Origin of the sequence: Formosa algae (genome assembly GCF_001439665.1) — a bacterium.
Taxonomy (GTDB): domain Bacteria; phylum Bacteroidota; class Bacteroidia; order Flavobacteriales; family Flavobacteriaceae; genus Formosa; species Formosa algae.
The window spans coordinates 43,260-69,325 of record NZ_LMAK01000075.1 but is presented as its reverse complement, the minus strand read 5'-3'; the positions used below and the strand labels follow the sequence as shown (position 1 = coordinate 69,325).

Sequence of the window (26,066 nt, the reverse complement as noted above, 5' to 3'; positions counted from 1 at the left end):
AAGTTCACTCTTTAATATATTATTGAAGCTAATTACGCTTAGATACTAAAGTATTCTACAAATTCTTTACCATCAGCTTTAATAACTACTTTGTAGTTTCCAGATACGTTTTCAGCTAAGCTGTATACACGTTGTATATTTGCTGTGTTTTTAAAGTTTTCTGTATGGATTACTTTGTAATCGTTAATTTCGTTTTCAAAAGAAAGACTTACAGTTACATCTGTTTTATCTAATTCTAATTTAGATAAGTACACACGGTGATCTTTTATTTTTACAACTGGCTTAAAGATAACTTTTACGTCTGGCGAATAAGTTACTTCTCCAGTTTTAACATTAAAAGGAATGACTTTAATTTGATTTGATTTTTCGTGTTCGAAAAAATACGTTCCATTAGGTAAAGTTGAAAAGTCGAAAGTACTATTAACACTTCCAGACGATTTAAAGGTCTTATTGTATAGAATATATCCTTTATTGTCTTTTATATATAATTGTTGTCCAATTTCTACATTATCTAATGTTAACGTAATCTCTTTGTCTTTTCCATCAAAATTAGATGACGTGTTTCTAGCGAAATCTGATGCAAAGCTGGTAGCTACTACCAACAAGCAAATACTAAGTGTCATTATTTTTTTCATAATTCAAATATTTTAGATTATTTAACTGAGTCAAAGGTATGGGAATACTAGGCGTCACAAAACATCGATATTGGCTACTTTATATCCTATTTTAACCAACTTTTTGGTATGTAGAGATTGTTGGGTTAATTTAGCACAGGTTAAAGGTAATTTGTAATAGATTAGACTATTATGTGTTTATAAGACGTGTGCAATTTTATCTTTTTTGCATAAAAAAAAGAGTGAGATTCTTATCTCACTCTTTAATATAGTATGTTTCATGTACTACACGTTTTATAAACCGAAGTGTTTATTCGTTTTCGTATTTATTCATATAGCGTTTCCAAAGTTCTGTTTGGTGTGTTTCTAGAGAAATTTCACGACCATCTATAAAAGCATTTAATAACTGATTAGTTCTCATGTCTAAAGCATCTCCTTCAGATAAGAATAATGTAGCGCTTTTACCAACTTCTAAAGTCCCATAAGCATTGTCTATTCCTAATATCTTTGCATTATTACCTGTAATTAAAGACAAGGCAACTTCTTTGTCTAATCCTTGACCTGCAGCTTGACCTGCATAAAAAGGTAAATTTCTAGTTTGGAAGTTACGACCTTCTCCATTTTGTATGCCCACTAATAATCCAGCGTCTGTTAATAGTTTAGGAAGTTTATATGGTAAGTCATAGTCTTCGTCTTCAAATTTTGGTCTGTTATGCGTTGCTTGTACTAAAACAGGAATGTTTTGCTGTTTTAAGAAGTCAGTCACCTTATAAGCTTCATAGCCACCAACCAATACAATACTTTTTACTCCTTCACTTTTAGCTAAGGTAATGGCATCTATTATTTCTTTTTCACCATCAGCATATATGTATAGTTTTTGAGATCCGCTATATAAGCCTTGCATGGCTTTAAAAGGAGCATTCTCTTCTTTTGGAGTTGTTTCTCCGTATGCTTTAGAATCTTGTAAAAAACTAGTAATCTCAGCTATTGTTTTTTGGTAAGAATCGTTAGGCATATAACCTCTGTTTTCTCCTCTGCGGTTAAATCTATAACTGCTTGGCCAATGTAAGTGAATACCATCGTCTACTTTTATAGCAGCATCTTCCCAATTCCAAGCATCTAATTGTACAATAGATGATGTTCCAGAAATATCTCCTCCTTGAGGTGTAATTTGAGCAAGTAATACACCATTTGGTCGCATACTTTCTACAACTTTAGATTCGGCATTATACGCAATTAAACTACGCACATGTGGAATAAATTCTCCAATCTCATCTACATCTATACTGGCTCTAACTGCATTAATTTCTATTAAACCTAACGCTTTTGTTGGAGCGATAAATCCCGGGTAAAGATGTTTTCCTGTGCCATTAATTTTCTTTCCTTTTCTAGCTATTTTCATTTTTGCATCACCAACAAAGGTTAATTTACCGCCTTCGAACATGATTAAAGAATTTTCTATGATGCTTCCATTACCCAAATGCGCAGTGGCACCTTCTATTACAATGGCTTCTTTTTGTGCTGGTGCTGGTGTCTGTTGTGCCCAAGATAGGGATACACAAAGCAAAATCACGAGCACTAATATGTTGTTATATGTTTTCATTATAGTTCTTTATTTTTATAGTGATTCGCAAGTCATTTCTTCTCTTCTCTTGCCAGATGGTTTTTGTGTCTTTTTACCCTTAGATTTATCTTGAAGCATCAAATCAATTAATTGAGCACGTTCCTTTTTTATGCTTTCGCGTTGTTGTTTGTCTTTTTCAATATCAAAATAGACTACACCTTCAATAAGTGTTTTTTCTGCTTTAGCATAAATAGACATTGGGTGGTCGTTCCAAAGAACAAGATCGGCGTCTTTTCCTTTTTTAATACTTCCTACTCTATCATCTAGATGCAATAATTTAGCAGGGTTAATAGTTACCATTTTCCAAGCTTCTAATTCCGTCATGCCACCGTATTTTACAGTTTTTCCAGCTTCTTGATTTAGTCTTCTAATCATTTCTTGATCGTCACTATTTATAGCTACAGTTATACCTTGCTGTTGCATGATTGCTGCATTGTAGGGAATGGCATCGTTTACTTCAAACTTATATGCCCACCAGTCGCTAAATGTTGCTGCACCAACTCCGTGTTCAGCCATTTTATCTGCTACTTTATAACCTTCTAAAATATGTGTAAAAGTGTTCACTCTAAAATCGAATTTTTCAGCCACCTTCATCAGCATATTAATCTCACTTTGCACATAAGAGTGACAACTAATAAAACGTTCTCCATTAAGAATTTCTAAAAGCGTTTCCATCTCTTCGTCGTAACGGTAAGGTGTTCCGCTAGCCTTCTTTTCACCGTATTCTTTGGCGCGTTGAAAGTAGTTAATAAACACTTGTTCTACACCCATTCTTGTTTGAGGGAATCTGTTTGTGCTTCCCCAGTTACTTTGTTTAACGTTTTCACCTAAAGCGAATTTTATAAATTTAGGAGAATTGTCGTAAATCATATTTTCTGCTGTTTCTCCCCATTTTAATTTTAAGATTGCAGAACGCCCCCCAATTGGGTTTGCAGAACCATGTAAAAGTTGTAGTGACGTTACACCACCTCCAAGAGCGTAATAAATACTAATATCGTCTGGATCTACAACGTCTTCCATTGTGACTTCTGCAGATGAGTTATGACCGGATTCATTAATTGATAATGCCGCAATATGACTGTGTTCATCAATAATACCAGCAGTTAAATGTTTTCCTGTGGCATCAATGACTTTAGCTTTTCCGGCAGAAAGGTCTTTACCAATTTTAGATATTTTACCATCTTTAACTAAAACATCTGTATTTGTTAGAATACCTTCGTCTTCACCGGTCCAAACTGTAGCATTTTTAAATAAAATGGTTTCTTGTTTAGGACGTTCTAAATTTCCATACCCAATGTTAGGATACGTGATCGGAACAATGTCTGTAGGCTCATGAGTATGGTCCTTTTCAGGTTTTGTTTCAAAAGCTTCTGTTAGTTTAGCCTTAAAATCTTCAGCTCCGTTTGATGTCATCACTTTTCCGCTAAAAGCATCTGTGTTCGGAGAGATTAAAGATGAAAACCTATAGGTTTCAGAACCATTGTCTGTAAAAGACAGGTTTAACCAATTATTTTCAAACTTAAATTTAGAAGTTAAAGTTGTAGAATCTTGTTTAATACTTGCTTTTGGATCGTCTATACTTCCTTTTATAGAAAGCGTAAATACTTTAGAGTTTGTTGTAATGTTGTATTCACCTCTAATGTCGTTTGTATTCGCAGCAGTAATTAAGTTCTTTTTTCCTTGTACCCAGTTTTCGTACACAATGGTTTCTTTATCAAAAAAGTCGCCAGAAGTAATAATAAAATTAGCTTCCATGTTTTTTTGTAAGCTTCCTATTTTACTTGATTGTCCAAGAATCTGAGCAGGAATTGTAGTTAAAGCCTCTAATGCTTTTGCTTTTGGAAGTCCGTATGCAATGGCTTCCATTAGTTTTTCTTTAAAATCTTTAGTTTTCTTTAAATCCTTTAAGGTAAAAGAAAAAGTGACTCCGTTTTCTGCCAAAATTTTAGGGTTAGCAGGGGCTTGGTTCCAATGGCGCATATCTGATAGCGATACAAAAGTTTCACTAAAAGGATCAGACACATCGTAAGCATCAGGGAAATTTAACGGTAAAATTAATTTTGCGTTTGTTGCTTTTATAGCAGAAACCATTTCGTATTCATAACCACCTCCTAAAATGGTGTATTGAATACCAAAAGCATCTCCAATTTTATCTGCTCTTAAAACATTACTTTTAGATTCTGCTTCAAATATCTGAATAAGTCCTTTATTCTTATTTAATGCTTCTAAAGAACGGTCTATACCATCTACATTACCTTTCGCATACCAATCTGCATCGTGGTAAAATTGACGCAATAGGGCAGTGGCACCCATTAAAGACGATGGATATGATTGCGATTTAACAATACTCTTGGTGAAGGAAAAATATTGTGCAGAACGATCGTTTAAAATACGGTCTGCATTAGTCCCGTTTTCGTTTAAAGTAACCAAAACTCCTGTTCCGCGGGCAATACCATCTTGTAAATGAGTATTTACTACACCAAAACCAGCTTCTAGTAATTCTTTTGCTTTTTTGCTGTCGTATTCAAAAACATCTACAGCATCTGTTTCTGGCATGATATGATCGTTCCAATAAAACCCATCTCTAGTGGCATCATACTGTGCAGATCGGCCACGTCCGCCTTCACGTTTTGGTTTTTTTACTCCAAAATCCGAATACACATCTATAAACGATGGATAAATGGTTTTGTTTTCTGCATTAATTACTACAGTGTTTTTTGGTAGTGTAACTTGAGCTCCAGCAGATACTACTTTTCCTTCTTTAATTAAAAGCGTACCAGACTCAATAACTGTAGTTGGCGTTACATAAATTTTTGCATTTGTAAAAGCGGTGTAATTGTGGTTGTTAGATTTTACACCTTTGCTTTCGGGGAAGTAATCTTGTGCTTTTAAGAGGCTGCTACTAGCCATAAAAAGTATTATAATTAGTAATCTTTGTTTCATTTAGCAATCTTTTTTTTAGGATTAATTATTATGCTTTTTTTATGAAGAACATAGTGTAGTTAAAATGAAAAAACGGCATAGTTTATAGTATGAAGGTATGCCTTAATACGTGAGCTGTTTTTAAAAATAATTTATAAGTTCTCTTTCCTAAAGATATAAGTATTCTAAATGAGGTGTATTTGCTATTTACTTTTTTTTGTGTGTGTTTCGGTCGATTTTATCAGAAAACAGGGGGTAAAATTTAAAATTTGTTATTTGATGGTATTTTTTACCCTTTTCTATAATAAAGCGGAAGAATTTAGGCAGAGTGATTTAGTTGCTCTATAGATTTGTTTTGGGGTTAAAGCTAGAGAATAACCCATTTGTGAAGTATAATATAATTTGAATGGTTTGCCGCTTACCTGTTTTTTCTATACTGATACACTATAAGAGTAAACATGTAATTTTTGACGTGGAAAAGGTGTGGCACTTTGAAATTATTATGCTATAATAAACCGTGACTTTTGGGCATAAAAAAAGAGTGGAATAACCAGTTCCACTCTTACAAACAAACTAACTAAATTCGATAGTATAATGAAACACTATCTATTTAAAACTAAATTTTGAAGTTTTCATTATAAGTATGTCCATTACTTTTAATGACCACTTTGTAATTTCCTTTATGTTGATCAGATATGCGGTAAGCACGTTCGATTTTCATTGTGTTTGAAATTTCATCAGACTGTACTAATTTGAATTCGCTTTTATCTTTAGCTGAATAATAAATATCTATGGTTACATCGTTTTGCTCTAAATCTAATTTAGAGACATAGATGAAGTCGTTTTTTATACGAACTACAGGCTTGTAAATTACCTTTTCGTTAGCCTTGTCGAAGTTAACTTCTCCTTGAGCAACTGTGAAAGGGATTAATTTTGTGTAGTAATCTTTATTGTGTTCAAAATAATAATCTCCATTAGGTAAAGCAGATAAATCAAATCTACTATTATAGATTCCTGTCTTCTGAATGGTTTGATTATATAGTGTAACTCCGTTTTCGTCTTTAATAGATAATTTTTGTCCTGCTTTTACATCATTTAAAGTTAATGTAATCTCCATCTTCGTTCCATCGTCTTTTTTAGAAAAAGAGATGTTTGTGTAAGTCGATGCTATACTAGTAGTCATTACTAATAAACATATACTAAGTGTAATTAAATTTTTCATGTGTGTTTTTCTTAACGATTAACACTGCAAATATATGTGTGATCTTTAGGTTAGAAAACATCGATATTGGCAACAATGTATACTATTTTAACTGTTAAATTAATGTTGTCATACCGTCGGGTTAATATAGCATAGGTTTGGGGTAATCTCGTGTAGTTTTCAGTATTTAGGGTGAAAATAGATGTTATAATACTGTAGAATATGTGTTATTTTAATTTGGTTACTATGCTATTTTAGAAATATTAGCTCCAGTGTGTATCCTTAATATATAATAGGAGTAAAATTTATTTATGATGTTGTAGTGTGAAGAGGACTAAAATAATAAATGTAGCGATTAAACTTTTCTGTGTAAATCTCATTATTTTAATACGTTATGAATAAAAAGGCGTTGCTTACTAAAGCTTGTAAAATAAAAAAGGTGAACGTTAGTTCACCTTTTTTGCCCCAAATCTACCATGAACTTAACCTACTTATGTTATGGTTCTGCCAAATTAGAGTATTTTTATATTTTCACTTAATCTTTTAGATTAAATGCATTATTATTAGATAAAACGTGTGTTTGTGTCGATTAAGTAACAAATTCACGTTGTAAATGATTATTAATAAGCACGTTGATTGTTCCCTTCATAAAAATTAATAAAGGCTCTGTTTACTACACGATTTCCTCCAGGAGTAGGATAATTTCCTGTAAAATACCAGTCGCCTAAATTCTTAGGGCATGCTTTGTTTAAATTCTCTACACTTTGAAAAATAGTGTGCACTTCTGCATTTATAGTGTCGTCAGAAATAAGAACAGCAATTTTATTAGATATTTCATCGTCTGTAAACTGATCGTATAGTTCTTTAACAAAGTTCTGAACTTTAGTATCTTTAAAATCTACTTGAGCTTTACACTTATTATATACCTCTTCTACCAAATGGTATTTATTGTGGTCTTCTAATAAACTTAACATGGCTCTAAATGCAACTAAGCTTCCTAAATTTGCCATATCTATACCGTAACAGTCTGGATAACGAATTTGTGGTGCAGATGATACAACAACTATGCGTTTAGGATGTAAACGATCTAGCATTCTAATAATACTTTTCTTAAGTGTTGTTCCTCTAACAATACTGTCGTCTATAATAACAATATTGTCCGTGTTTTTAATTACACCATAGGTTACATCATATACATGCTCTACTAAATCGTCTCTACTACTGTCTTCAGTAATAAACGTACGTAGTTTAGCATCTTTAATAGCGATTTTTTCAATTCTTGGACGTTCTTTTAAAATGTCTGTAACTTGTTCTTCAGATAAATCTTTACCTTCAATAATCGCTTTTGTTTTTCTTTTATTTAAGAAATCTTCAACAGATTCTATCATTCCGAAAAACGATGATTCTGCCGTGTTAGGAATATAAGAAAATACAGAATTTTTGGTATCAAAATCAATCGTCTCAAGCACTTTAGGCATTAATAATTTTCCTAATGTTTTACGTTCCTGATAGATTTCTGCATCACTACCTCTAGAGAAGTAAATGCGCTCAAAAGAACAGGCTTTACGTTCTGTAGGTTCTAATATCTTTTCAATTTTAACTTTACCAGATTTTTTTGTGATGATGGCATGACCAGGATCTAATTCCTTAACCTTATCAAAATCTACATTAAAAACGGTTTGTATTACTGGACGTTCTGAAGCAACCACAACCACCTCGTCGTCTTGGTAATAATATGCTGGTCTAATTCCGGCAGGATCACGTAAGACAAAAGAATCTCCATGCCCTAACATTCCGGCCATAGCATAACCACCATCAAAATTCTTGGCAGCTCGTTTTAAAATTTTACCAACGTTTAAACGTTCTGCAATTAAAGGCGAACATTCTGTTTTAGAATACCCTTCTGCTTTTAATTGTTTGTATTTTTTTGCAACAGAATCGTCTAAGAAATGACCAATTTTTTCCATAATAGTTATGGTGTCGGCTTTTTCTTTTGGATGTTGTCCAATGCGAATTAAATTATCGAATAATTCATTTACATTGGTCATGTTAAAGTTACCGGCAAGAATTAAGTTTCTGTGCATCCAGTTATTTTGTCTTAAAAACGGGTGTACACTTTCTACACTGTTTTTACCAAAAGTACCATAACGGACATGACCTAAAAGCACTTCACCTACATAAGGAATGTGTCTTTTTTGTAATTCTACATCGTCTGCATATTCAGGATGCTCTACTAATTCTTGATTAATTCTAGCATTAATTTGAGCGAATATATCTTGAATAGGTTGTTGAGCGTTAGAGCGTACTCGGCTTATATAACGTTCACCAGGGTGAGTGTCTAATTTAATACTTGCAAAACCAGCACCATCTTGACCACGATTGTGTTGTTTTTCCATCATTAAATACATTTTATTTACACCATAAAATGCAGTACCATATTTTTCTTTATAGTATTCTAATGGTTTTAAAAGTCTTATGAGTGCTATACCGCATTCATGTTTTAAAGCATCGCTCATTGTCTATATAATAAAATTAATTAAAAAACGCGCTTTTTTACAAGCGCGCGTTTTTTTATGATAAATCTATATTAAATGTTGTTAACTCCTTAAACTGCTGCAGTCGAATGTTTAATTCTTCTGTGGTGACTTTCTGCAAGCGTTCTGTACCGAACTCTTCTACGCAAAAGGAGGCTAAAGCAGAACCATAAATTATGGCTGTCTTCATATTATCAAATGTATATTCTCCAGAGTTTGCTAAAAATCCTGCAAATCCTCCAGCAAAAGTATCTCCTGCTCCTGTTGGATCAAATACACTTTTTAAAGGTAATGCTGGTGCAGAGAAGATTTCATCTTTATGAAATAATAAAGCGCCATGTTCTCCTTTTTTAATGACTACAAATTGAGGTCCTAATTCGAAGATTTTTTGAGCGGCATTTACTAAAGAATATTCTCCAGTTAACTGTCTTGCTTCTTCGTCGTTAATAGTAAGTACATCTACTCTAGCAATTACTTTATGTAAATCTTCTAAAGCATTGTCCATCCAGAAATTCATAGTATCTAGAATGGCTAATTTTGGCTTAGTCGTCATTTGGTCTAAAACCCCAAGTTGTACTAAAGGATGAAGATTTCCTAGCATAACCACTTCGGCATCTTTATAAGCTTCAGGTACTATAGGATTAAAATCTGCTAATACATTTAGTTCTGTTGCTAAAGTATCTCTAGTATTCATATCGTAATGGTAACGGCCACTCCAAAAGAATGTTTTTCCGTCTTTTACAATTTCTAAACCAGAAATGTCTATGTTTTTATTCGATAATAAATCTAGGTAGTCTTGAGGGAAATCGTTTCCTACTACAGAAACTACAGCACTATCTAAATTAAATTGTGATGCAGATAATCCTATATAAGTAGCAGCGCCACCAAGAATTTTATCGGTTTTTCCGAAAGGTGTTTCAATAGCATCAAACGCTACAGTACCTACAATAACTAATTTACTCATAAAAGAGGTCTAATGTTTTTTTTTGCAAATATAGGTCTTTTAACTGCTAATGCATAAACAAAATTTATTTAGAATAAAATTGTTTTTTTTCAGATGTTTGTTATTCATTTTGTAATGTATTGTAGGTTTTAGTTTGAATTATTTAATAAAAACAGTTGCTTTTGCGTGTTGTGTAAAAATTATAGCAGTGAAAGACTTTTTTATATAGATTAACTACCTTAGATATATAAATACAACCCATTAACTGTTATGAAATTCCCTAATTACTTAACTTTATTAATGTGTATTGCTATATCTACGGCAAATGCACAATATGATCCTTCAAAAATTTTCATTACAGATTTTTATAAGCATCACGAAACTTCTGTAAGAAGTGCTTCAGGAAAACCGGGTTCTGGATATTGGCAGAATGAGGCAGATTATACCGTAAAAGCAACTTTTAATGTCGATACTTTTTTGCTTGAAGGTGAGGTTTTAGTAGACTATATTAATAATAGTCCAGATGATTTAGAATCTTTATGGATGCAACTCGATCAGAATATTTCTAGCTCGAATTCTAAAGCGCATAAGCTTAAGAATCCTACAGAAAAATCAGATCCATCACAAGGGTATACAATTAAAAGCATACGTGTTTTAAAAGGTAAAACATGGGAAGATATTCCATATATTATTGATGGTACGCGAATGCAATTGCGGTTAAAGGATGCGTTGCGTTCTAAATCAAATATTTCGTTTAGTATAGTTTATTCTTATGTCTTACAAACTAGAAGTAGCGGTGGGCGATCTGGTTATATGGATACAGAAGATGGTCAAATTTTTCAGTTTTCTTATTGGTATCCAAGGTTATGTGTTTACGACGATTATTACGGTTGGAATACCTTGCCTTTTGTTGGTAGTGGCGAAATGTATTTAGACTACGGAACTATAGATTATGAAATTACTGTGCCTTCAGATCAAGTTGTTGTGGGAGCAGGAATGTTACTTAACGGAGATGATATTTTAAATGAGAAAACACTAAAACGATTAGCAGAAGCCAAGGAATCTGATAAAACGGTTTTTATAAGAACTGCTAAAGAGTTAAAAAAATCAGTAACTAAATCTAAAACAGGAACAACCACATGGCATTTTAAAATGGAGCATACTAGAGATGTTGCTTGGGCCATGTCTACATCTTATATCTGGGATGCCGCTAAAATTAATTTACCTAGCGGACGAAAAGCTTTAGCGCAATCTGTGTATCCGGTAGCATCTACTCAAGATAAAATAGCGTGGGCGAGATCTACAGAGTTTATGAAGTTTTCAGTTGAAGAATTTTCTCAAAAATGGTTCGAATATCCTTATGCTGTGGCGACCAGTGTTGCTGGCCGTGTTGGCGGAATGGAGTATCCAGGATTGGCTTTTAATAGCTGGAAAGCCGAGCCCTATAAAATGTTTTTATTAGCGTCTCATGAAATAGGGCATACGTGGTTTCCTATGATTGTTGGCTCCGACGAAAGAAGGCATCCTTTTATGGATGAAGGTTTTAATACTTTTATTGATATTTATGCGCACGAGAATTTTAATAATGGAGAATTTGCACCTAAAAGAGATGGTGAATATGCCGAACAAGGTGGGAATCCAGCAGATGAAATAATTAAAGTTTTGGAAGATTGTAAAAACGGTCCAACTTTAATGACTCCTGCAGATAACATGGCACGTGAATTTGTGCATCCTTTAGCATATTTTAAGTCGGCTTTTGGTTTAGTACTCCTTAGAGAAGTTGTGCTTGGGCATGATAAATTTGATTATGCGTTTAAACAATACATTAATAATTGGGCTTATAAACACCCAAAGCCTGAAGATTTTTTTAAAAGTATGGATAATGGCTCTGGCGAAGATTTATCGTGGTTTTGGTTAGGTTGGTACCATAATAATTGGCAACTAGATCAGGCCGTCACAGCTGTTAGTTATGTTAAAGATTACGCTGATAATGGCGCTAATATCACGGTTAGTAATAACCAACAAATGGTAATGCCTATTTTGGTAAGTGTTGAGGAAGTAAACGGTAAAGTTCACGATTTTAAAGTTCCTGTAGAGATCTGGAAGCTTGGTGAAACTGCACAGTTTCATGTCGATACCACTTCAGAAATCACTCATGTTGTGATAGATTCTGAGCATCAATTACCCGATATTGATAGAAGTAATAATGTGTGGCACTCTAAAAAATAATAGATTCTAAATTTGATTACTTTCTTCCAAAATCGGCAGGAATTTCACCCCAAGCTTTAGTTTCCCATTTTACAATAGTTGTGATATAATCGTTGTTTTTTAGCCAACTTTCAGCACGATCAATTAAATCGAATACATCTTTGTTTTTTTCGGTTCTTTCTAATTTTGTGTTGCATTTTTTTTTCTTGACCCAACTTATAGCGGTTCTAGAATCGGTGTAAATAAGTAAACTGCTATTGTTTTTTTTTAGCAAAGCGAGACCGTGAACAATAGCTAAAAATTCGCCTATATTATTTGTGCCTTGTTTAAAAGGGCCTTGTATAAAAAGCTGTCTTTTACTTTTTGTCTCTACACCTCTATACTCCATAACCCCTGGATTTCCGCTAGAAGCCGCATCCACAGCGATAGAATTATAATTAGGTTGCCCGATGCGTTTCAATTGTTCAGAGGTTAAGCCGCTTTTAAAAGTTTTGTTGCCAATAAAGTCTTTGGGGTTACTGTTTAAAGCATGTTTTGCAGCCTCAAGGGTGGGGAAAGATTTGTAAACTGCACCCTGATAATCCTTGGTTTGTGCTTTACAAGCATTCCAGGTGTCGTAAACACCTACTTTATGTCCTTTCCAAACGGTATAGTATTTCTTTTTTTTTGACATTGATTATCTTTAAAAACGAGTTTAAATCAGCTTTAGCTTAAAAGTTTTTCTACAATTATAGGGAAATGTTCCATCTCTAGTTCATGAATTTTAGCCGCAACATCTTCAGAACTGTCTGTGCTTAAAACAGGACAAGTGGCTTGAAAAATGGTTGCGCCCTCATCATAATTCTCATTTACATAATGAATTGTAATCCCAGTTTCTGTTTCCTTATTAGCCACTACCGCATCGTGTACGCGTATGCCGTACATCCCTTTTCCTCCAAATTTAGGTAAGAGCGCCGGATGTACATTTATAACCTTATTAGGGTAGGCTTTTAGTATCTGTTCTGGAAATTTCCATAAAAAACCGGCTAAAATAATTAAATCAGGTTGTGCACTCTTTAAGAGGTTTAAAACGTCGTTTGTCTTAGTAAAAGCGACTTTGTTAAAAGATAAGGCGCTAATGTCTAGTTTTTTACATCGGTCAAGAACCTTGGCATGTGGGTTATTTGTGAGTACAAGTGTCACTGTTGCGTTAGATTTACTTTTAAAGTATTTAATTAAGTTTTCGGCATTCGATCCAGATCCAGAAGCAAAAATTACAATACGTTTCATGAGTTATATTTTGGTTATAATAATAAGTGTAAAATCGTGATAAACACTGTGAAAACAGAGGGTAAAACAACTTATAACTTGTTGTGAAAAATAGATAAATTTTTAAATTTATTTGTGCAAAATTAAAGGACTTATGTTTAAAATAATTAAATTACATTCACTATTTTCAAACTAAAAGCGTGTTTTAAAATAAAGTTTTTTATTTTTGCACCTTATTTAAACTTAAAATTAAAGATTATGTCAGACATTGCATCAAGAGTAAAAGCGATTATCGTAGACAAATTAGGTGTTGATGAAAACGAAGTTGTAACTGAAGCTAGCTTCACAAACGACTTAGGAGCAGATTCATTAGATACTGTAGAATTAATTATGGAATTCGAAAAAGAATTCGATATCCAAATTCCAGATGATCAAGCAGAAAACATTGCAACAGTTGGTCAAGCTATATCATATATAGAAGCTGCAAAATAAGGGAAAGATTTTTATGGAACTAAAGCGAGTAGTAGTTACAGGTTTAGGGGCTCTAACACCAATAGGAAATACCAAAGATGAATTTTGGGAAGGTCTAATTAGTGGTAAAAGTGGGGCTGCTCCTATAACATATTTTGATACTGAGAAGTTCAAGACTAAATTCGCTTGCGAATTAAAAAACTTTAATCCTACCGATTTTCTTGATAGAAAAGAGGCTCGTAAAATGGATCGATTTACTCAGTATGCTATGGTAGCTTCAGACGAAGCAATCTTAGATTCTAAGCTAGATTTAGATACCATTAATAAATTACGAGTAGGTGTAATTTGGGGCGCAGGAATTGGTGGTCTAGAAACATTCCAAAATGAAGTTTTAAACTTTGCAGCAGGCGATGGTTCACCACGATTCAATCCGTTTTTTATACCTAAAATGATTGCAGATATAGCTCCAGGTAACATATCCATTAAACATGGATTTATGGGGCCTAACTATACTACTGTTTCGGCTTGTGCTTCTTCTGCAAATGCAATGATAGATGCTCTAAACTATATTCGTTTAGGTCAATGCGATGTTATTGTAACAGGAGGTAGTGAAGCTGCCGTAACTATTGCAGGAATGGGAGGTTTCAATGCTATGCATGCGTTATCAACAAGAAATGAAAGTCCGGAAACAGCATCTAGACCTTTTGATGCGACCAGAGATGGTTTTGTGTTAGGAGAGGGTGCAGGAGCCATTATTCTTGAAGAGTATGAACATGCTAAAGCAAGAGGAGCCAAAATTTATGCAGAAGTTATGGGTGGAGGAATGTCATCAGATGCACACCATATGACGGCACCACATCCAGAAGGTATAGGCGTTATGGCTGTAATGAGAAATTGTCTTGAAAATTCCGGATTGAAACCAGAAGATGTAGACCATATTAATACACATGGTACATCTACGCCTTTAGGCGATGTCGCAGAATTAAAAGCAATTACTGAAGTTTTTGGCGAGCATGCTAAAAACATCAATATTAACTCAACAAAATCTATGACTGGTCACTTGTTAGGTGCTGCCGGTGCTATAGAATCTATTGCTGCAATTTTAGCAATGGAATATGGCATTGTCCCTCCAACAATTAACCACGAGGTTTTTGATGAGAACATTGATTCAGAATTAAATTTAACACTTAACAAACCTCAAAAAAGAGATGTTAAAGTGGTTATGAGTAATACCTTTGGATTCGGCGGTCACAACGCTTGTGTATTATTTAGAAAACTAGATTAAACACGAATGAAAAGCATTCGTTACATATTAAATTCCCGTTTTAAAAATAACGGGAATTTTTTTGTTTCAGTCTCAAAAATTTTAGGTTTCAAGCCTAAAAACGAGAGTTTTTACAAAACAGCTTTTACCCATCGCTCTATGAATATTAGAGACGGTAAGGGAAACGCAATTAACTACGAACGTCTGGAGTTTTTAGGCGATGCCATGTTAGGTTCTGTAATTGCCTCTTATTTATATACAGAAGCTCCGGCTGGAGATGAAGGTTATCTTACCAAAATGCGTTCTAAAATTGTGAGTAGAGAGCATTTAAATGAACTTGGACGCGATTTAAAACTTATTGAATTAATAGACAGTAAAATTCCTAAAGGCCAATTTGGAGATAACATACACGGGAATTTATTTGAAGCACTCGTTGGTGCAATTTATTTAGATCGTGGCTTTAAATACTGTGAGAAGTTTATTTATAAACGCATTATTGTGCCTTTTGTTGATATTGAACAATTAGAAGGTAAGGTAATTAGTTATAAAAGTTTGCTTATAGAATGGTGTCAAAAAGAAAAGAAAACCTTCGATTTTAATGTGTATGACGATACAGGAAACGACGATGTGAGACATTTTGCCGTAAAACTTGCTATCGATAAAAAAGTAGTAGCTAAAGCGCGAGCCACCTCTAAAAAGAAGGCCGAAGAGAAAGCCTCTAAGCGTGCTTTTTTTGTTTTCCAGAAGGAGATAACAAAAAATACATAGCCAAAACTACAATACATACATTTTTTTTAAAAATTCGCATAAACTAAAACGTTTTCGTAGAAATATAACAATAAGATAAGTTGAAAAGGTCATTTTTGAATGCTTTTAAATGTTATCTTTACAGTTAAAGTAACGATTATGGCGATTCATAAACTTAATCTTGAAGACTTTCTAGAAGACGTCGATTATATTTTAATTGCCATACATAGTCGTTTAGAAGATTATAGATTAGCGTATTATTTAAATAAAAATTTAAATTTAAGCCTAATCAGAAGAGCTCAAGATATTGATTACAAATATTTTTCAGCTGCTTATTCTATTTTTGAATGGAAGGACGAAGCCAATTTAATTACATATAACTTGGTGTCTAATATTTGTAAACGCGAGGAAGATAGCTTACAAAGTTCTGGATCGCTGTTTACAAATCAAGAAAAAATTATAAAGTCTTACAACTTAATTCCTGAATTAAAAAATGTAGATTATTTAATGAAGATTACGAAAGAAGACTTGCAAATAAGTGAACAATTAATAGTGAATAAAATCCAAGAGATACCCCAAGTTATCACAACTTATACGGTAAATGTGGATCAGATAAAATCTAAAGACAATTTAATTTTTAATTAATGTTGAAAAGAAAGAAGACCAAAATAGTGGCTACATTAGGGCCAGCGACGAGTACGAAAGAAGTTTTAAAAGGTATGTTAGACGAAGGCGCTGACGTGTTTAGAATTAATTTTTCTCATGCAGATTATGAAGACGTTGCAGAACGTATTAAAATGATTCGTGAGTTAAACGAAGAATTCGGTTATAATGCTGCAATACTAGGAGATCTACAAGGTCCTAAACTTCGTGTAGGTGTCATGAAGGAAGAAGTGTTTGTTAATCCTGGAGACGAAATAATCTTCGCTACTGGCGAAAGATTTGAAGGTACAAAGGAACGTGTTTACATGACTTACAAGCAATTTCCTCAAGATGCTAGACCAGGAGAACGTATTCTTCTAGACGATGGTAAATTGATTTTTGAAGTTGTTTCAAGTAACAATGTAGATGAAGTAACCGCAAAAGTTATACAAGGAGGTCCTTTAAAATCTAAAAAAGGAGTAAACCTTCCTAATACAAACATCTCTCAGCCTGCACTTACAGAAAAAGATATTGAAGATGCGATTTTTGCAATTAAGATGAAGGTAGACTGGATGGCTCTGTCATTTGTACGTCATGCTGAAGATTTAATGCAATTACAAGATCTTATAAGCGAACACAGTGAAAATAAAATTCCAATTATTGCCAAAATAGAAAAACCAGAAGCGGTAGAAAATATCGATAAAATTGTAGCGTATTGCGACGGTTTAATGGTTGCTCGTGGTGATTTAGGTGTTGAAATTCCTGCTGAAGAAGTTCCGTTAATTCAGAAGCAATTAGTATTATGTGCTAAGAAAGCTAGGATTCCTGTAATTATTGCAACGCAAATGATGGAAACTATGATTGATAGTTTAACACCTACGCGTGCAGAAGTAAACGATGTTGCAAACTCTGTAATGGATGGTGCAGATGCGGTTATGCTTTCAGGAGAAACGTCTGTGGGTAAATATCCAATTCAAGTTATTAAACAAATGTCGGATATTATTAAAAGTGTAGAAGATTCACCACTTATTAAAGTGCCACAATCTCCGCCACACATCCGTACGAAACGTTACATTACAAAAGCAATCTGTTTCCACGCAGCTAACATGGCTAACGAGATTAATGCGCAAGCGATTTCTACTTTAACAAATAGTGGATATACAGCTTTCCAAATTTCAGCTTGGAGACCATCTGCTCATATTTTAGTATTTACTTCTAACAAACGTATCTTAACACAATTAAACTTATTGTGGGGTGTTAAGGCATTGTACTATGATAAATTTGTAAGTACCGATGAAACCATAGAAGACGTAAATAAATTAGCCTGCGATAAAGGTTACTTAGAAGAAGGTGACATGCTAATTAGTTTAGCAGCCATGCCTATTCATGAAAAAGGAATGGTTAATACTTTACGTGTAACTGAAATTACAAGTTGTAGTATATAATTAAAACCATATATCATATTTGAAAAGGTGTTTAACTACTTACAGTTGAACACCTTTTTTTGTGTCTGAATTTTGTGTTTCTAATACATTCAAATGCGTATAAAAAAAGACTATCCTCTCAGATAGTCTTTTTTTATATTAAGATATTTTGGACTCTAGAATACACCAATAAAGTGGCTACCTTCAACGTTAACTAATTCTGCTCCTTTGGTTACTTCTCCAGTTTCAGTCTCTACAACGTAAATGTTTCCATTTTCACCAACTGGTGCTTGTGTAAGGTATATTTCTGTACCATCTACAACAAAACCTTGGTATTGGAATAAGTAGAAATCAGGATCGTAAGGAATATCGTCTATTTTTTGTGCCGTTTTAGCGTTTAAGTCTGCAAGAGCAAAGAAACCTTGAGCTCCTGCCACACCTTCTGCAGATCCGTCATGACGATATGCAATTACAGCTTTACCATTTGCAGCTGGTCTCCATGCTAAAATGTATGCACCTTCTATTCCTAAAGCTTCATCTAAATTGAAGTCGTAAGAATCGTCATATTCATTATCAGCATCTATTTTTAAGATATAAGATCCTTCTGGATCACTTTGATTTGCTTGGTATACGCTTCCATTATATTCGAATGCGTTAATACTACGGTATCCGTTTGTATTACCATGACCTACAGTAGATGTGATTACTGATGGGTTTAATAAAGATGGGTAGTCTAAAATGATTGTTTTAGAGCCTAAGATTTCATATTCACTTTCACTTTCTGTAGTTGCTGGATCAATTTTACTTAAACGTGCGCCAATATATAATTTATCTCCAGCTTCGTTTAATGTAGGCATATCAATTCTAGAAATATAGTATCCAGCAGCTTCTTCTTCATCACTTAAAGCTACACTATGCTCTTGGAAGTTATTGATTAATGAGTTTTCTAAATCTAAAGTTACAACACCAATTGTAGCATCTGTACGTGTGTAATCTCCATTGTCGTCAAATTCATTTTCTGTAGATACATATACTGCTGCTCCAGTTTGGTCTCCGTCGAATAATTTAATCCATCTTGGAGCTGTTCCTACATAAGGAGCAATACTAATTTCTGAACCTGTTTGTGTGAATGTTTGTCCACCTTCTACAGTATATTTAGTATAGTTTCCTCCTGTATCTCCAGCATAGCTAATGTTAAACATAGTATTTCCGTCTTCAGAAGATTGTAATCTGGCAGTTCTGTTAGACGGTACAATAAATCCGTTATCAAAAGGCTCTATAGATACAGTAGGATCTTTAGCATCGTCACTAGTAATAGAATAAATTAATGTACCTCCATTACCATCTCCTGGATCGTCTCCCATTCTTGCTGCAGCTACGGTTATCCATCTTGTATCGGTTGTTGGATTTGGGTTTACTATGGTTTCAGTATCATCACTACTACAAGAAGCGAAAAGTCCTATGGTTAGTGCTAATGCACTTAGTAATTTGTAATTTGAAAAATTGCGTTTCATATTAAAAAATTGTTTGTTGTTATATTAAAATTTGTTGATCGTGTAATTTAATTTGAGATAAAAAGCTCTTCCTGGTTTTTGGACAGATAGATTATCGTATACCGCTTCATCAAAAATGTTTTTGATGTCAAAACTCACAACAAGGTTGTTGTTAGGAAAAGAGTAACTCGCACCAAAATCTTGAGATAATTGTTGAGGTACTAAAAAAAATTCGTCACCAACGGTGTTAGAACCTTGTGCTGTTAAGTACGAAAATTCGTCTGTAAAGTACATGGTATAGAAAAGATTTAACTGAGAATCCTTATGGATAAGATCTTTAAAGGAATAACGTAAACTCCCGTTCATGGTAAAAAATGGTGTATTTGGGATGTCTATTTCTGTACCAAGTGCGGTCTCTGTTGTTAAATCGAAACGGGAAACATTAAAGTTGAAACCAAAATTATTATTATACGTATAATTTAATTGCGCATCAAAACCTTTAGATTTTGCATTCCCTTGATTGACGTACACTATAGTTTCGTCGTCTATATTTAAAGAGGTTTCTATAGGTAAACCAATACGATCTGTGATATCTCTAACAAATAGGTTTGTAGATATCGAAAAATGATGATGTTGAATTTTAAAGGTTCCAAATCTAAAACCTAAATTGTAGTTTTTACTCGTTTCTGGTCTAATACTTGGGTTGGCAACCACATTGTCTCCATCGTTTCCAAATACTTCAGTTTCATCAGGTAAACGTACCGCTTTTTCTGCAGAGGTTAATAAGGATAAGTTTGATAGAATGTCGTAAGACACGGCAAAACCATAGCCATTATCTTTATTATCACTTTCCGTGATTTCATCTACAATCTGATCCTCTCCATTAGCATCTTCAGCAATATCTGGATCTATATTTATAGTTTTTTGTTGATAGTGTTTACCAAACACATTGGCTTTTAATTTGTTTTCGAAAGCACTAAACTCGTAGGTTAAAGAATATATGTTTTTATGTAAATCTCTAGTTCCAATAAAGGTGTTTTCTAACACCGATAATAAAACATCACTATCTTCTCTGTCTATGCCTGTATACACATGGTTTAGTAATACTTTATGTTGTTTATTCATTTCATAAGATACTCCCGACCTAATAGAGGCTACATTTCTTTTAATTGTAGCTAAGGTTGGTCCGCCTTCTTGTTGTGAGCCCCAAGTGTATTGGTATTCGTCTCCTTTATAATCAATCGCTCTAATGCCTGCCCAGCTATAGGCCCAAGCCACAGTGTCGTTTACAACACGATTTCTTGTACCATATAATCCATGAACATTTACATCTAAACCTTCTATAAAAAGATTTTTCTTTTGGTAAGTTAAACTTCCAAGTAAGGCATCAGATTCTAAAAAACGATCTTTATAAGGCGTAATAGTCATAAAAGCACCATGTTGTACTTCTTTATAATCATCAGAACCGGTTAATCCGACAAAGAATTGATCGGCCCATTTTACATCTGTAAAACCAACTTGCACCATACCACCTAAAGATTTATAGGCATCATTAAATCGTCTTGCTGTAATGGGAGTTTGTACGCCACCTAATCCAGTTACCACTACGCTTCTTCCGGAAACTTTATAATCGTTATCAGAATAGTTATAAAACCCTGAAGCTTTTACTGTAAATCCAGATTCATCAAAACGATATAACCCATTAAGGCTTGTTTGTAAGGTGTTAAAAGAACCGTAAGATATAGATGCGTTTAAATTATTTTTTGCGTCTTGTTTCAGGATGATATTTATGGCACCACCTAAAGCATCGTCTGCCAAATAACCTGGCACTACACCTTTATATACCTCAATACGTTCAATCATAGCAGGTGGTATGCTATTTAAGCTAAAAGAAGACCCGTAAATTGAAATTGGAATACCATCAATAAAAATACGCACAGCACTTCCGGATAATCCGTTTAAGCTGTATTGTACATCAGACCCTAAACCCCCATTTTGTCTGATATTTACACCAACACTAGTTTTTAATAATTCATTGGTTTGAATATTTCGTATACCAGCTTCTTCAGTTTCTATGACGTTAACAGAGAATCCTTTGTCTTCTATTTTTTGCTTTGTAGTTTGCGATTTCACCAAGACTTCTTCTAAGTCCTGATATTCTGCAAACTTTAATACCGTTTTATGATTTACGGTAGCCGAAGTATGAGTTATAGTTATGTTTTTAGAATTGGCATTTAAAGAATGAATTTGAATGTTATACGATCCAAAAGGGACATTCTTAAAACTGTAATCGCCATTAAAATCTGTGGCTGTTTCTTTAGTAATGTTATTACCTGTTAAAATAATATGAGCTCCAAGTACAGGTTCTTTAGTATCAAATACAACATTACCTTTTAAGTTTCCTTGTTGTGCTATAGCTACACAACTCAGGAAAAAAAAGAATACAGTGAAATGGCTTTTTGTTAAGAGCATTATCTTAAAATTTTTAACAAAACTAAGCTTATTTAGACTAAGTACAAATAAAAATAACAGAATTGAGGAATTTTTTATAACTACACTAATTTGATAGATTTTAAATGATAAGAATCATTCTAAATTGATGATTTACTAATTATTTAGACAAATAAATAGGAATTGTTAATTGTCTTTAAAGAATTGAATAAGAATTGTGGTATTAGAAGGTAAATCGCTGTTTGCCGATTAGAATTTAAACTTTAACTGTACGCTCACATGTTTTGAGTCTGAGGGTTTGTTAGGTTTTTCGGTATTTAGATTTGAGATAGATATACCGAGTAAACGTACAGAATTAGTTAATTCTTCCTGAATTAGTAATGTCTTTACGGTATCCATAATTAAATCGGCATCGCTAATAAAGTAGTGTAGTGTTTTACTGCGTGTCTGTAAAGTAAAATCGCTGTACTTAATTTTAAGCGTAATGGTTTTTCCTGCGACTTTACTTTTTTTTAATCGTTTAGAGACTTCTTTGGCAATAAGCTCAAGCTTTTCAAGCATAAAAAGTTCACTCGACAAGTTTTCACTAAACGTACGTTCGGCCGCAAGGGATTTTCTTATCCGATTTGGTTTGACTTCACTATTATGGACGCCACGTACCACATGATAGTAATACTGTCCTGATTTTCCGAAATGAGATTCTAGGTATTCTATAGATTTAGACTTTAAATCTTTACCCGTATAAATGCCTAACTGATACATTTTTTCGGCAGTTACTTTTCCAACGCCATAAAACTTCCGGATGTCTAATTCTTCTAAAAATGTTAATACATCTTCTGGATTTACTGTTTTTTGTCCGTTAGGTTTGTTATAATCGCTAGCTACTTTTGCAATAAATTTATTAATAGATATACCTGCAGAAGCTGTTAAACCCACTTCCTTTAAAATGCGTGCTCTTATGTCTTCAGCAATAAGCGATGCACTAGGATTTCCTTTTTTGTTAACCGTAACATCTAAGTACGCTTCGTCTAAAGACAAGGGTTCTACAAGATCTGTATAATCAAAAAATATTTTTCTAATCTGCTGGGAGATTTCTCGATAGCGCTCAAACCGAGGTTTTACAAAAATTAATTCTGGGCAATTACGTTTGGCCTGAATGCCACTCATGGCACTTTTAACTCCAAATTTTCTTGCCTCATAGCTGGCAGCGCTAACAACACCTCGTTTTTCACTTCCGCCTACAGCAATGGCTTTACCTTTTAGTTCAGGAGCATCCATCTGTTCTACAGAGGCGTAAAACGCATCCATATCAACATGAATAATTTTTCTTAAAGGAAAATCTGACTCCATAAATTTGTATGGCAATACTATGGTTTATTGCGCTGTGTTTTGTATACTATTAGACAAATTTATAATAACTTTATTAAAGCAAATATAAACTTATGGGTAAAACAGCTATTGTATTAGGAGCAACAGGTTTAACGGGTAGAAACTTATTGGAGAAACTTTTAAATGATAGCGATTACAGTAGAATTGTACTGTTTAGCAGGTCTACTTGTGGTATAGTAGATTCCAAAATCACAGAATATTTAATAGATGTATTTGAACTAGATCAATATAAATCATTGTTTCGGGCAGATGTTGTGTTTTGTTGTATTGGTACTACCCAATCTAAAACGCCGGATAAAACAATATATCATAAAATAGACTATGGTATTCCTGTGGCAGCCGCCAATTTATGTGCAAAAAATAATATAAATCGTTTTATATGTATCTCTGCATTAGGAGCAAATTCAAAAAGTAAGGTTTTTTATAACAGAACTAAAGGCGAAATGGAAGCTGTTGTATTATCTTTAAACCTTAAATACACATATTTGCTTCAGCCATCATTAATTACTGGTTCTAGAAACGAGTTTAGATTTGGAGAAGCCATAGGAAAAGTGTTAATGGATGTATTGTCGCCATTGTTTATAGGTAAATTTAAAAAATATAAACCCATTCCATCTAAAACAATAGTATCAGCTATGTTATGGTTGGCAGATCATTCTTATGCGTTGCAATGCATACCGTCTGAAAATATAAAAGAGATTGCAAAAGAATATGATAGAAATAGAGCGTAAATTTTTAGTAAAATCTAATGCGTATAAAGCCGAGGCTTTTAAACACACTAAAATTGTGCAAGGCTTTTTAAATACCGATAAAGAACGAACAGTGCGTGTACGGTTAAAAGGAGATGAAGGTTTTTTAACAGTAAAAGGACAATCTACCCAAAACGGTTTAGAACGTTTTGAATGGGAAAAGCCTATTGAAAAGACAGATGCACAGGCCCTTTTAAAGTTGTGTGAAGAAGGTGTAATTGATAAAATACGTTATGAAATAAAAATGAATCAACATATTTTTGAAGTTGATGAGTTTTTTGGAGCCAATGCAGGATTAGTCATTGCAGAAGTAGAATTAAGTTACCCTACAGAGGTCATTTCAAAACCACTTTGGCTGGGAGAAGAAGTTACCGGAGATGTTAAATATTATAATTCGCAGCTTAGTAAGCAACCCTATAAAACTTGGAACATATGAAACATTCAATACTTATAATAGTAGTCTTAATGCTTTTTAATTGTAAAAAGGCAGAACACGCAACACCAATATCTACAGCTGTACAAGATAGTTTAGAAATCGATCTTGCTACAGATACTATTTCTATAAACACAGAGAAAATTGTGCCTGTAAAAAGCTATAAAGAAATTAAAGCTGAGTTGACAGCAAAAGGATATCAGACTTACGATTATGTAGATGAAGAAACCAAAGACACCATTTTAATGCAACAATATTTTATTGCGTTTTTAAAAAATGGAACGATTAGAACGCAAAACGAGGAAGAAGCACAAGAGCTGCAAGATCAGCATTTAGCGCACTTAACTAAAATGTACAAGTTGGGATATGCAGATATTTCAGGTCCTTTTGGAGATGATAGTAACATGAGAGGGATTACAATATATAATGTGCCAACTCTTAAAATGGCAGATAGTTTGGCTAATGCAGACCCGATGGTTAAAGCTGGCCGATTAGAAATTGAAGTTCATCCTTGGTGGGCAGCAAAAGGGATTAGTTTGCGTTAAACTTTTAAAATGTTTATAGAAACATGTCTTGTGATATTTTCTTTTAATCAGGTTTCCAAAATTAAAGAATATAATATATGTATAGAAAGCGTTTTCAAGAACTGAAAACGCTTTTTTTATGCAGTAATTTGATTAATTAGTGTTTTTGTTTTTTAAGCGGTACTTTTTTTTTTTGAAAAAACTTACAAATTTTTAATACCTTAATAGTCACTAATTTAAAACCAAAACCAATGAGCAAAAAAGCAGTTTACCTATTAGGTGTTTTGTTAACCATTATTCTTGGAACAATTTTGTATTGTAAACTCTGTAACACATGTTGCGTCACAGAGGAAGCTGTTCCAAAACCCGTGGTTGTAGCACCTAAGGAGACTACAAAAAATCCGTTTTTATTAAAAGACTTTAATGGAAGTTTAGATCTCAATGCTAGCGATAACCTTAATTTTAATGTGTCGGGTATCACTATCCTTAAACCCATTTCTAAAGATGTAACAGATGGTGTAGATAGTTTAAAGGTTTATTTAGATGGCGATCCTCTTAAAATAATAGGCATTACCGGTCTTTATACTAGCGATGAAATTAATAATTCTGCATTTCCAAATTTAGGTTTGGCTAGAGCTAATGCAGTAAAGAATTATTTTGTTTCAAAAGGAATTTCTTCACGGCAAATAGACACGTTTGGAGCTTTAGATAATGACATGGTCCCCGATCAGGCAGGTGTGTTGTATGGACCAGAACAGTATATGGTCTCTACTCGCGAAGTAGATGACAAATCGCATTTTGAAGCATTGGAATTAATACATGCCGAAATTTCCGAACATCCTTTAGTTATGAATTTCGATACCGCTAAGGCAACTATTGATCTGTCTGGCGAACAGCGGGAAAAAGTAGCTAAGATTTCGAGATATTTAGATAAAGTAGAAGGAGCTTCCATCACAATTGTTGGACATACAGATAATACGGGTAATGCAGAAGCAAACTTGGTGTTAGGTCAAGAACGAGCAGATTTTGCCAAATCTTATTTTATTAGAAACCATATTCCTGAAGGTAAAATTATAACTGTTTCTAAAGGTCAAACAGAACCTATTGCTAATAATGCTACCGAAGAAGGACGTGCTAATAACAGAAGAATAACAGTGATATTTAAATAAAAAGAATTCGTTTAAA

Annotated in this window: 21 protein-coding genes; 10 read left to right on the top strand and 11 right to left on the bottom strand. The window is 33.6% G+C overall.

Annotated elements, in window-relative coordinates; genetic code table 11:
- Positions 1–38 precede the first annotated feature (38 nt).
- From AST99_RS16115 to AST99_RS16090, 6 genes are all read right to left on the bottom strand, one after another.
- Positions 39–635: a hypothetical protein gene (locus tag AST99_RS16115; RefSeq protein ID WP_057783516.1), complete on the bottom strand. Its 597-nt coding sequence runs from the start codon at positions 633–635 to the stop codon at positions 39–41.
- Between the two features lie 289 nt (positions 636–924).
- On the bottom strand, positions 925–2,217 hold the full coding sequence (locus AST99_RS16110; protein ID WP_057783514.1) for an amidohydrolase family protein: 1,293 nt from the start codon (positions 2,215–2,217) through the stop codon (positions 925–927).
- Between the two features lie 15 nt (positions 2,218–2,232).
- On the bottom strand, positions 2,233–5,181 hold the full coding sequence (locus tag AST99_RS16105; RefSeq protein WP_057783513.1) for an amidohydrolase family protein: 2,949 nt from the start codon (positions 5,179–5,181) through the stop codon (positions 2,233–2,235).
- A 595-nt stretch (positions 5,182–5,776) separates the two neighbouring features.
- Positions 5,777–6,382, bottom strand: coding sequence for a hypothetical protein (locus AST99_RS16100; RefSeq protein WP_057783511.1), 606 nt, complete (start codon positions 6,380–6,382; stop codon positions 5,777–5,779).
- A gap of 599 nt (positions 6,383–6,981) precedes the next feature.
- Complete coding sequence (locus AST99_RS16095) at positions 6,982–8,877, bottom strand: amidophosphoribosyltransferase (RefSeq protein WP_057783509.1); 1,896 nt, start codon at positions 8,875–8,877, stop codon at positions 6,982–6,984.
- Between the two features lie 55 nt (positions 8,878–8,932).
- Complete coding sequence (locus AST99_RS16090) at positions 8,933–9,859, bottom strand: PfkB family carbohydrate kinase (protein ID WP_057783507.1); 927 nt, start codon at positions 9,857–9,859, stop codon at positions 8,933–8,935.
- Between the two features lie 249 nt (positions 9,860–10,108).
- Here AST99_RS16090 and AST99_RS16085 point away from each other — a divergent pair, with 249 nt between their 5' ends.
- Positions 10,109–12,067 carry a M1 family metallopeptidase gene (locus tag AST99_RS16085; protein ID WP_057783505.1) on the top strand — a complete coding sequence of 653 codons (1,959 nt, stop codon included), beginning with the start codon at positions 10,109–10,111 and terminating at the stop codon, positions 12,065–12,067.
- A 16-nt stretch (positions 12,068–12,083) separates the two neighbouring features.
- Here the strand turns inward: AST99_RS16085 and AST99_RS16080 are convergent, their stop codons facing one another.
- Both AST99_RS16080 and purN read right to left on the bottom strand, forming a co-directional pair.
- A complete protein-coding gene (locus AST99_RS16080) occupies positions 12,084–12,719 on the bottom strand; it encodes a ribonuclease H1 domain-containing protein (RefSeq protein ID WP_057783503.1) in 636 nt (211 codons plus the stop codon).
- Positions 12,720–12,751: 32 nt separating this feature from the next.
- Positions 12,752–13,315 carry a phosphoribosylglycinamide formyltransferase gene (purN, locus tag AST99_RS16075; protein WP_057783501.1) on the bottom strand — a complete coding sequence of 188 codons (564 nt, stop codon included), beginning with the start codon at positions 13,313–13,315 and terminating at the stop codon, positions 12,752–12,754.
- Positions 13,316–13,552: 237 nt separating this feature from the next.
- Between purN and AST99_RS16070 the strand changes: the two genes are divergently transcribed.
- The 5 genes from AST99_RS16070 (at position 13,553) to pyk (ending at position 17,863) form a co-directional block, all read left to right on the top strand.
- The gene (locus AST99_RS16070; RefSeq protein WP_007647141.1) at positions 13,553–13,786 is read left to right on the top strand and encodes an acyl carrier protein; all 234 of its coding nucleotides are present in this window, start codon (positions 13,553–13,555) and stop codon (positions 13,784–13,786) included.
- 13 nt (positions 13,787–13,799) lie between these two features.
- The gene (gene fabF, locus AST99_RS16065) at positions 13,800–15,050 is read left to right on the top strand and encodes a beta-ketoacyl-ACP synthase II (RefSeq protein ID WP_057783499.1); all 1,251 of its coding nucleotides are present in this window, start codon (positions 13,800–13,802) and stop codon (positions 15,048–15,050) included.
- Positions 15,051–15,056: 6 nt separating this feature from the next.
- Positions 15,057–15,797 carry a ribonuclease III gene (gene rnc / locus AST99_RS16060; RefSeq protein ID WP_057783497.1) on the top strand — a complete coding sequence of 247 codons (741 nt, stop codon included), beginning with the start codon at positions 15,057–15,059 and terminating at the stop codon, positions 15,795–15,797.
- Between the two features lie 138 nt (positions 15,798–15,935).
- A complete protein-coding gene (locus AST99_RS16055; protein WP_057783520.1) occupies positions 15,936–16,421 on the top strand; it encodes an IPExxxVDY family protein in 486 nt (161 codons plus the stop codon).
- Entirely contained in the window at positions 16,421–17,863 is a 1,443-nt protein-coding gene (pyk, locus tag AST99_RS16050) for a pyruvate kinase (RefSeq protein ID WP_057783495.1), read from the top strand. The genes AST99_RS16055 and pyk overlap by 1 nt, the downstream gene beginning before the upstream one ends.
- Positions 17,864–18,018: 155 nt before the next feature.
- Here pyk and AST99_RS16045 read toward each other — a convergent pair whose 3' ends face one another.
- The 3 genes from AST99_RS16045 to dinB all read right to left on the bottom strand — a co-directional run bounded on the left by AST99_RS16045 (position 18,019) and on the right by dinB (position 23,136).
- On the bottom strand, positions 18,019–19,356 hold the full coding sequence (locus tag AST99_RS16045) for a hypothetical protein (protein ID WP_057783493.1): 1,338 nt from the start codon (positions 19,354–19,356) through the stop codon (positions 18,019–18,021).
- A gap of 24 nt (positions 19,357–19,380) precedes the next feature.
- Positions 19,381–21,807 (bottom strand): TonB-dependent receptor, encoded by a 2,427-nt coding sequence (locus AST99_RS16040; RefSeq protein WP_057783491.1) that lies wholly within the window; start codon positions 21,805–21,807, stop codon positions 19,381–19,383.
- A gap of 228 nt (positions 21,808–22,035) precedes the next feature.
- On the bottom strand, positions 22,036–23,136 hold the full coding sequence (dinB, locus tag AST99_RS16035) for a DNA polymerase IV (protein WP_057783489.1): 1,101 nt from the start codon (positions 23,134–23,136) through the stop codon (positions 22,036–22,038).
- Positions 23,137–23,228: 92 nt separating this feature from the next.
- On the opposite strand from dinB, the gene AST99_RS16030 reads away from it, so the two are divergent.
- From AST99_RS16030 to AST99_RS16015, 4 genes are all read left to right on the top strand, one after another.
- Positions 23,229–23,906 carry an NAD(P)H-binding protein gene (locus AST99_RS16030; protein ID WP_057783487.1) on the top strand — a complete coding sequence of 226 codons (678 nt, stop codon included), beginning with the start codon at positions 23,229–23,231 and terminating at the stop codon, positions 23,904–23,906.
- Positions 23,887–24,360, top strand: a complete 474-nt coding sequence (locus AST99_RS16025; protein WP_057783485.1) for a CYTH domain-containing protein — start codon at positions 23,887–23,889, stop codon at positions 24,358–24,360. The genes AST99_RS16030 and AST99_RS16025 overlap by 20 nt, the downstream gene beginning before the upstream one ends.
- Positions 24,357–24,902, top strand: a complete 546-nt coding sequence (locus tag AST99_RS16020) for a YciI family protein (RefSeq protein WP_057783483.1) — start codon at positions 24,357–24,359, stop codon at positions 24,900–24,902. The genes AST99_RS16025 and AST99_RS16020 overlap by 4 nt, the downstream gene beginning before the upstream one ends.
- 230 nt (positions 24,903–25,132) lie before the next feature.
- A complete protein-coding gene (locus tag AST99_RS16015; protein WP_057783481.1) occupies positions 25,133–26,050 on the top strand; it encodes an OmpA family protein in 918 nt (305 codons plus the stop codon).
- Positions 26,051–26,066: the final 16 nt, after the last annotated feature.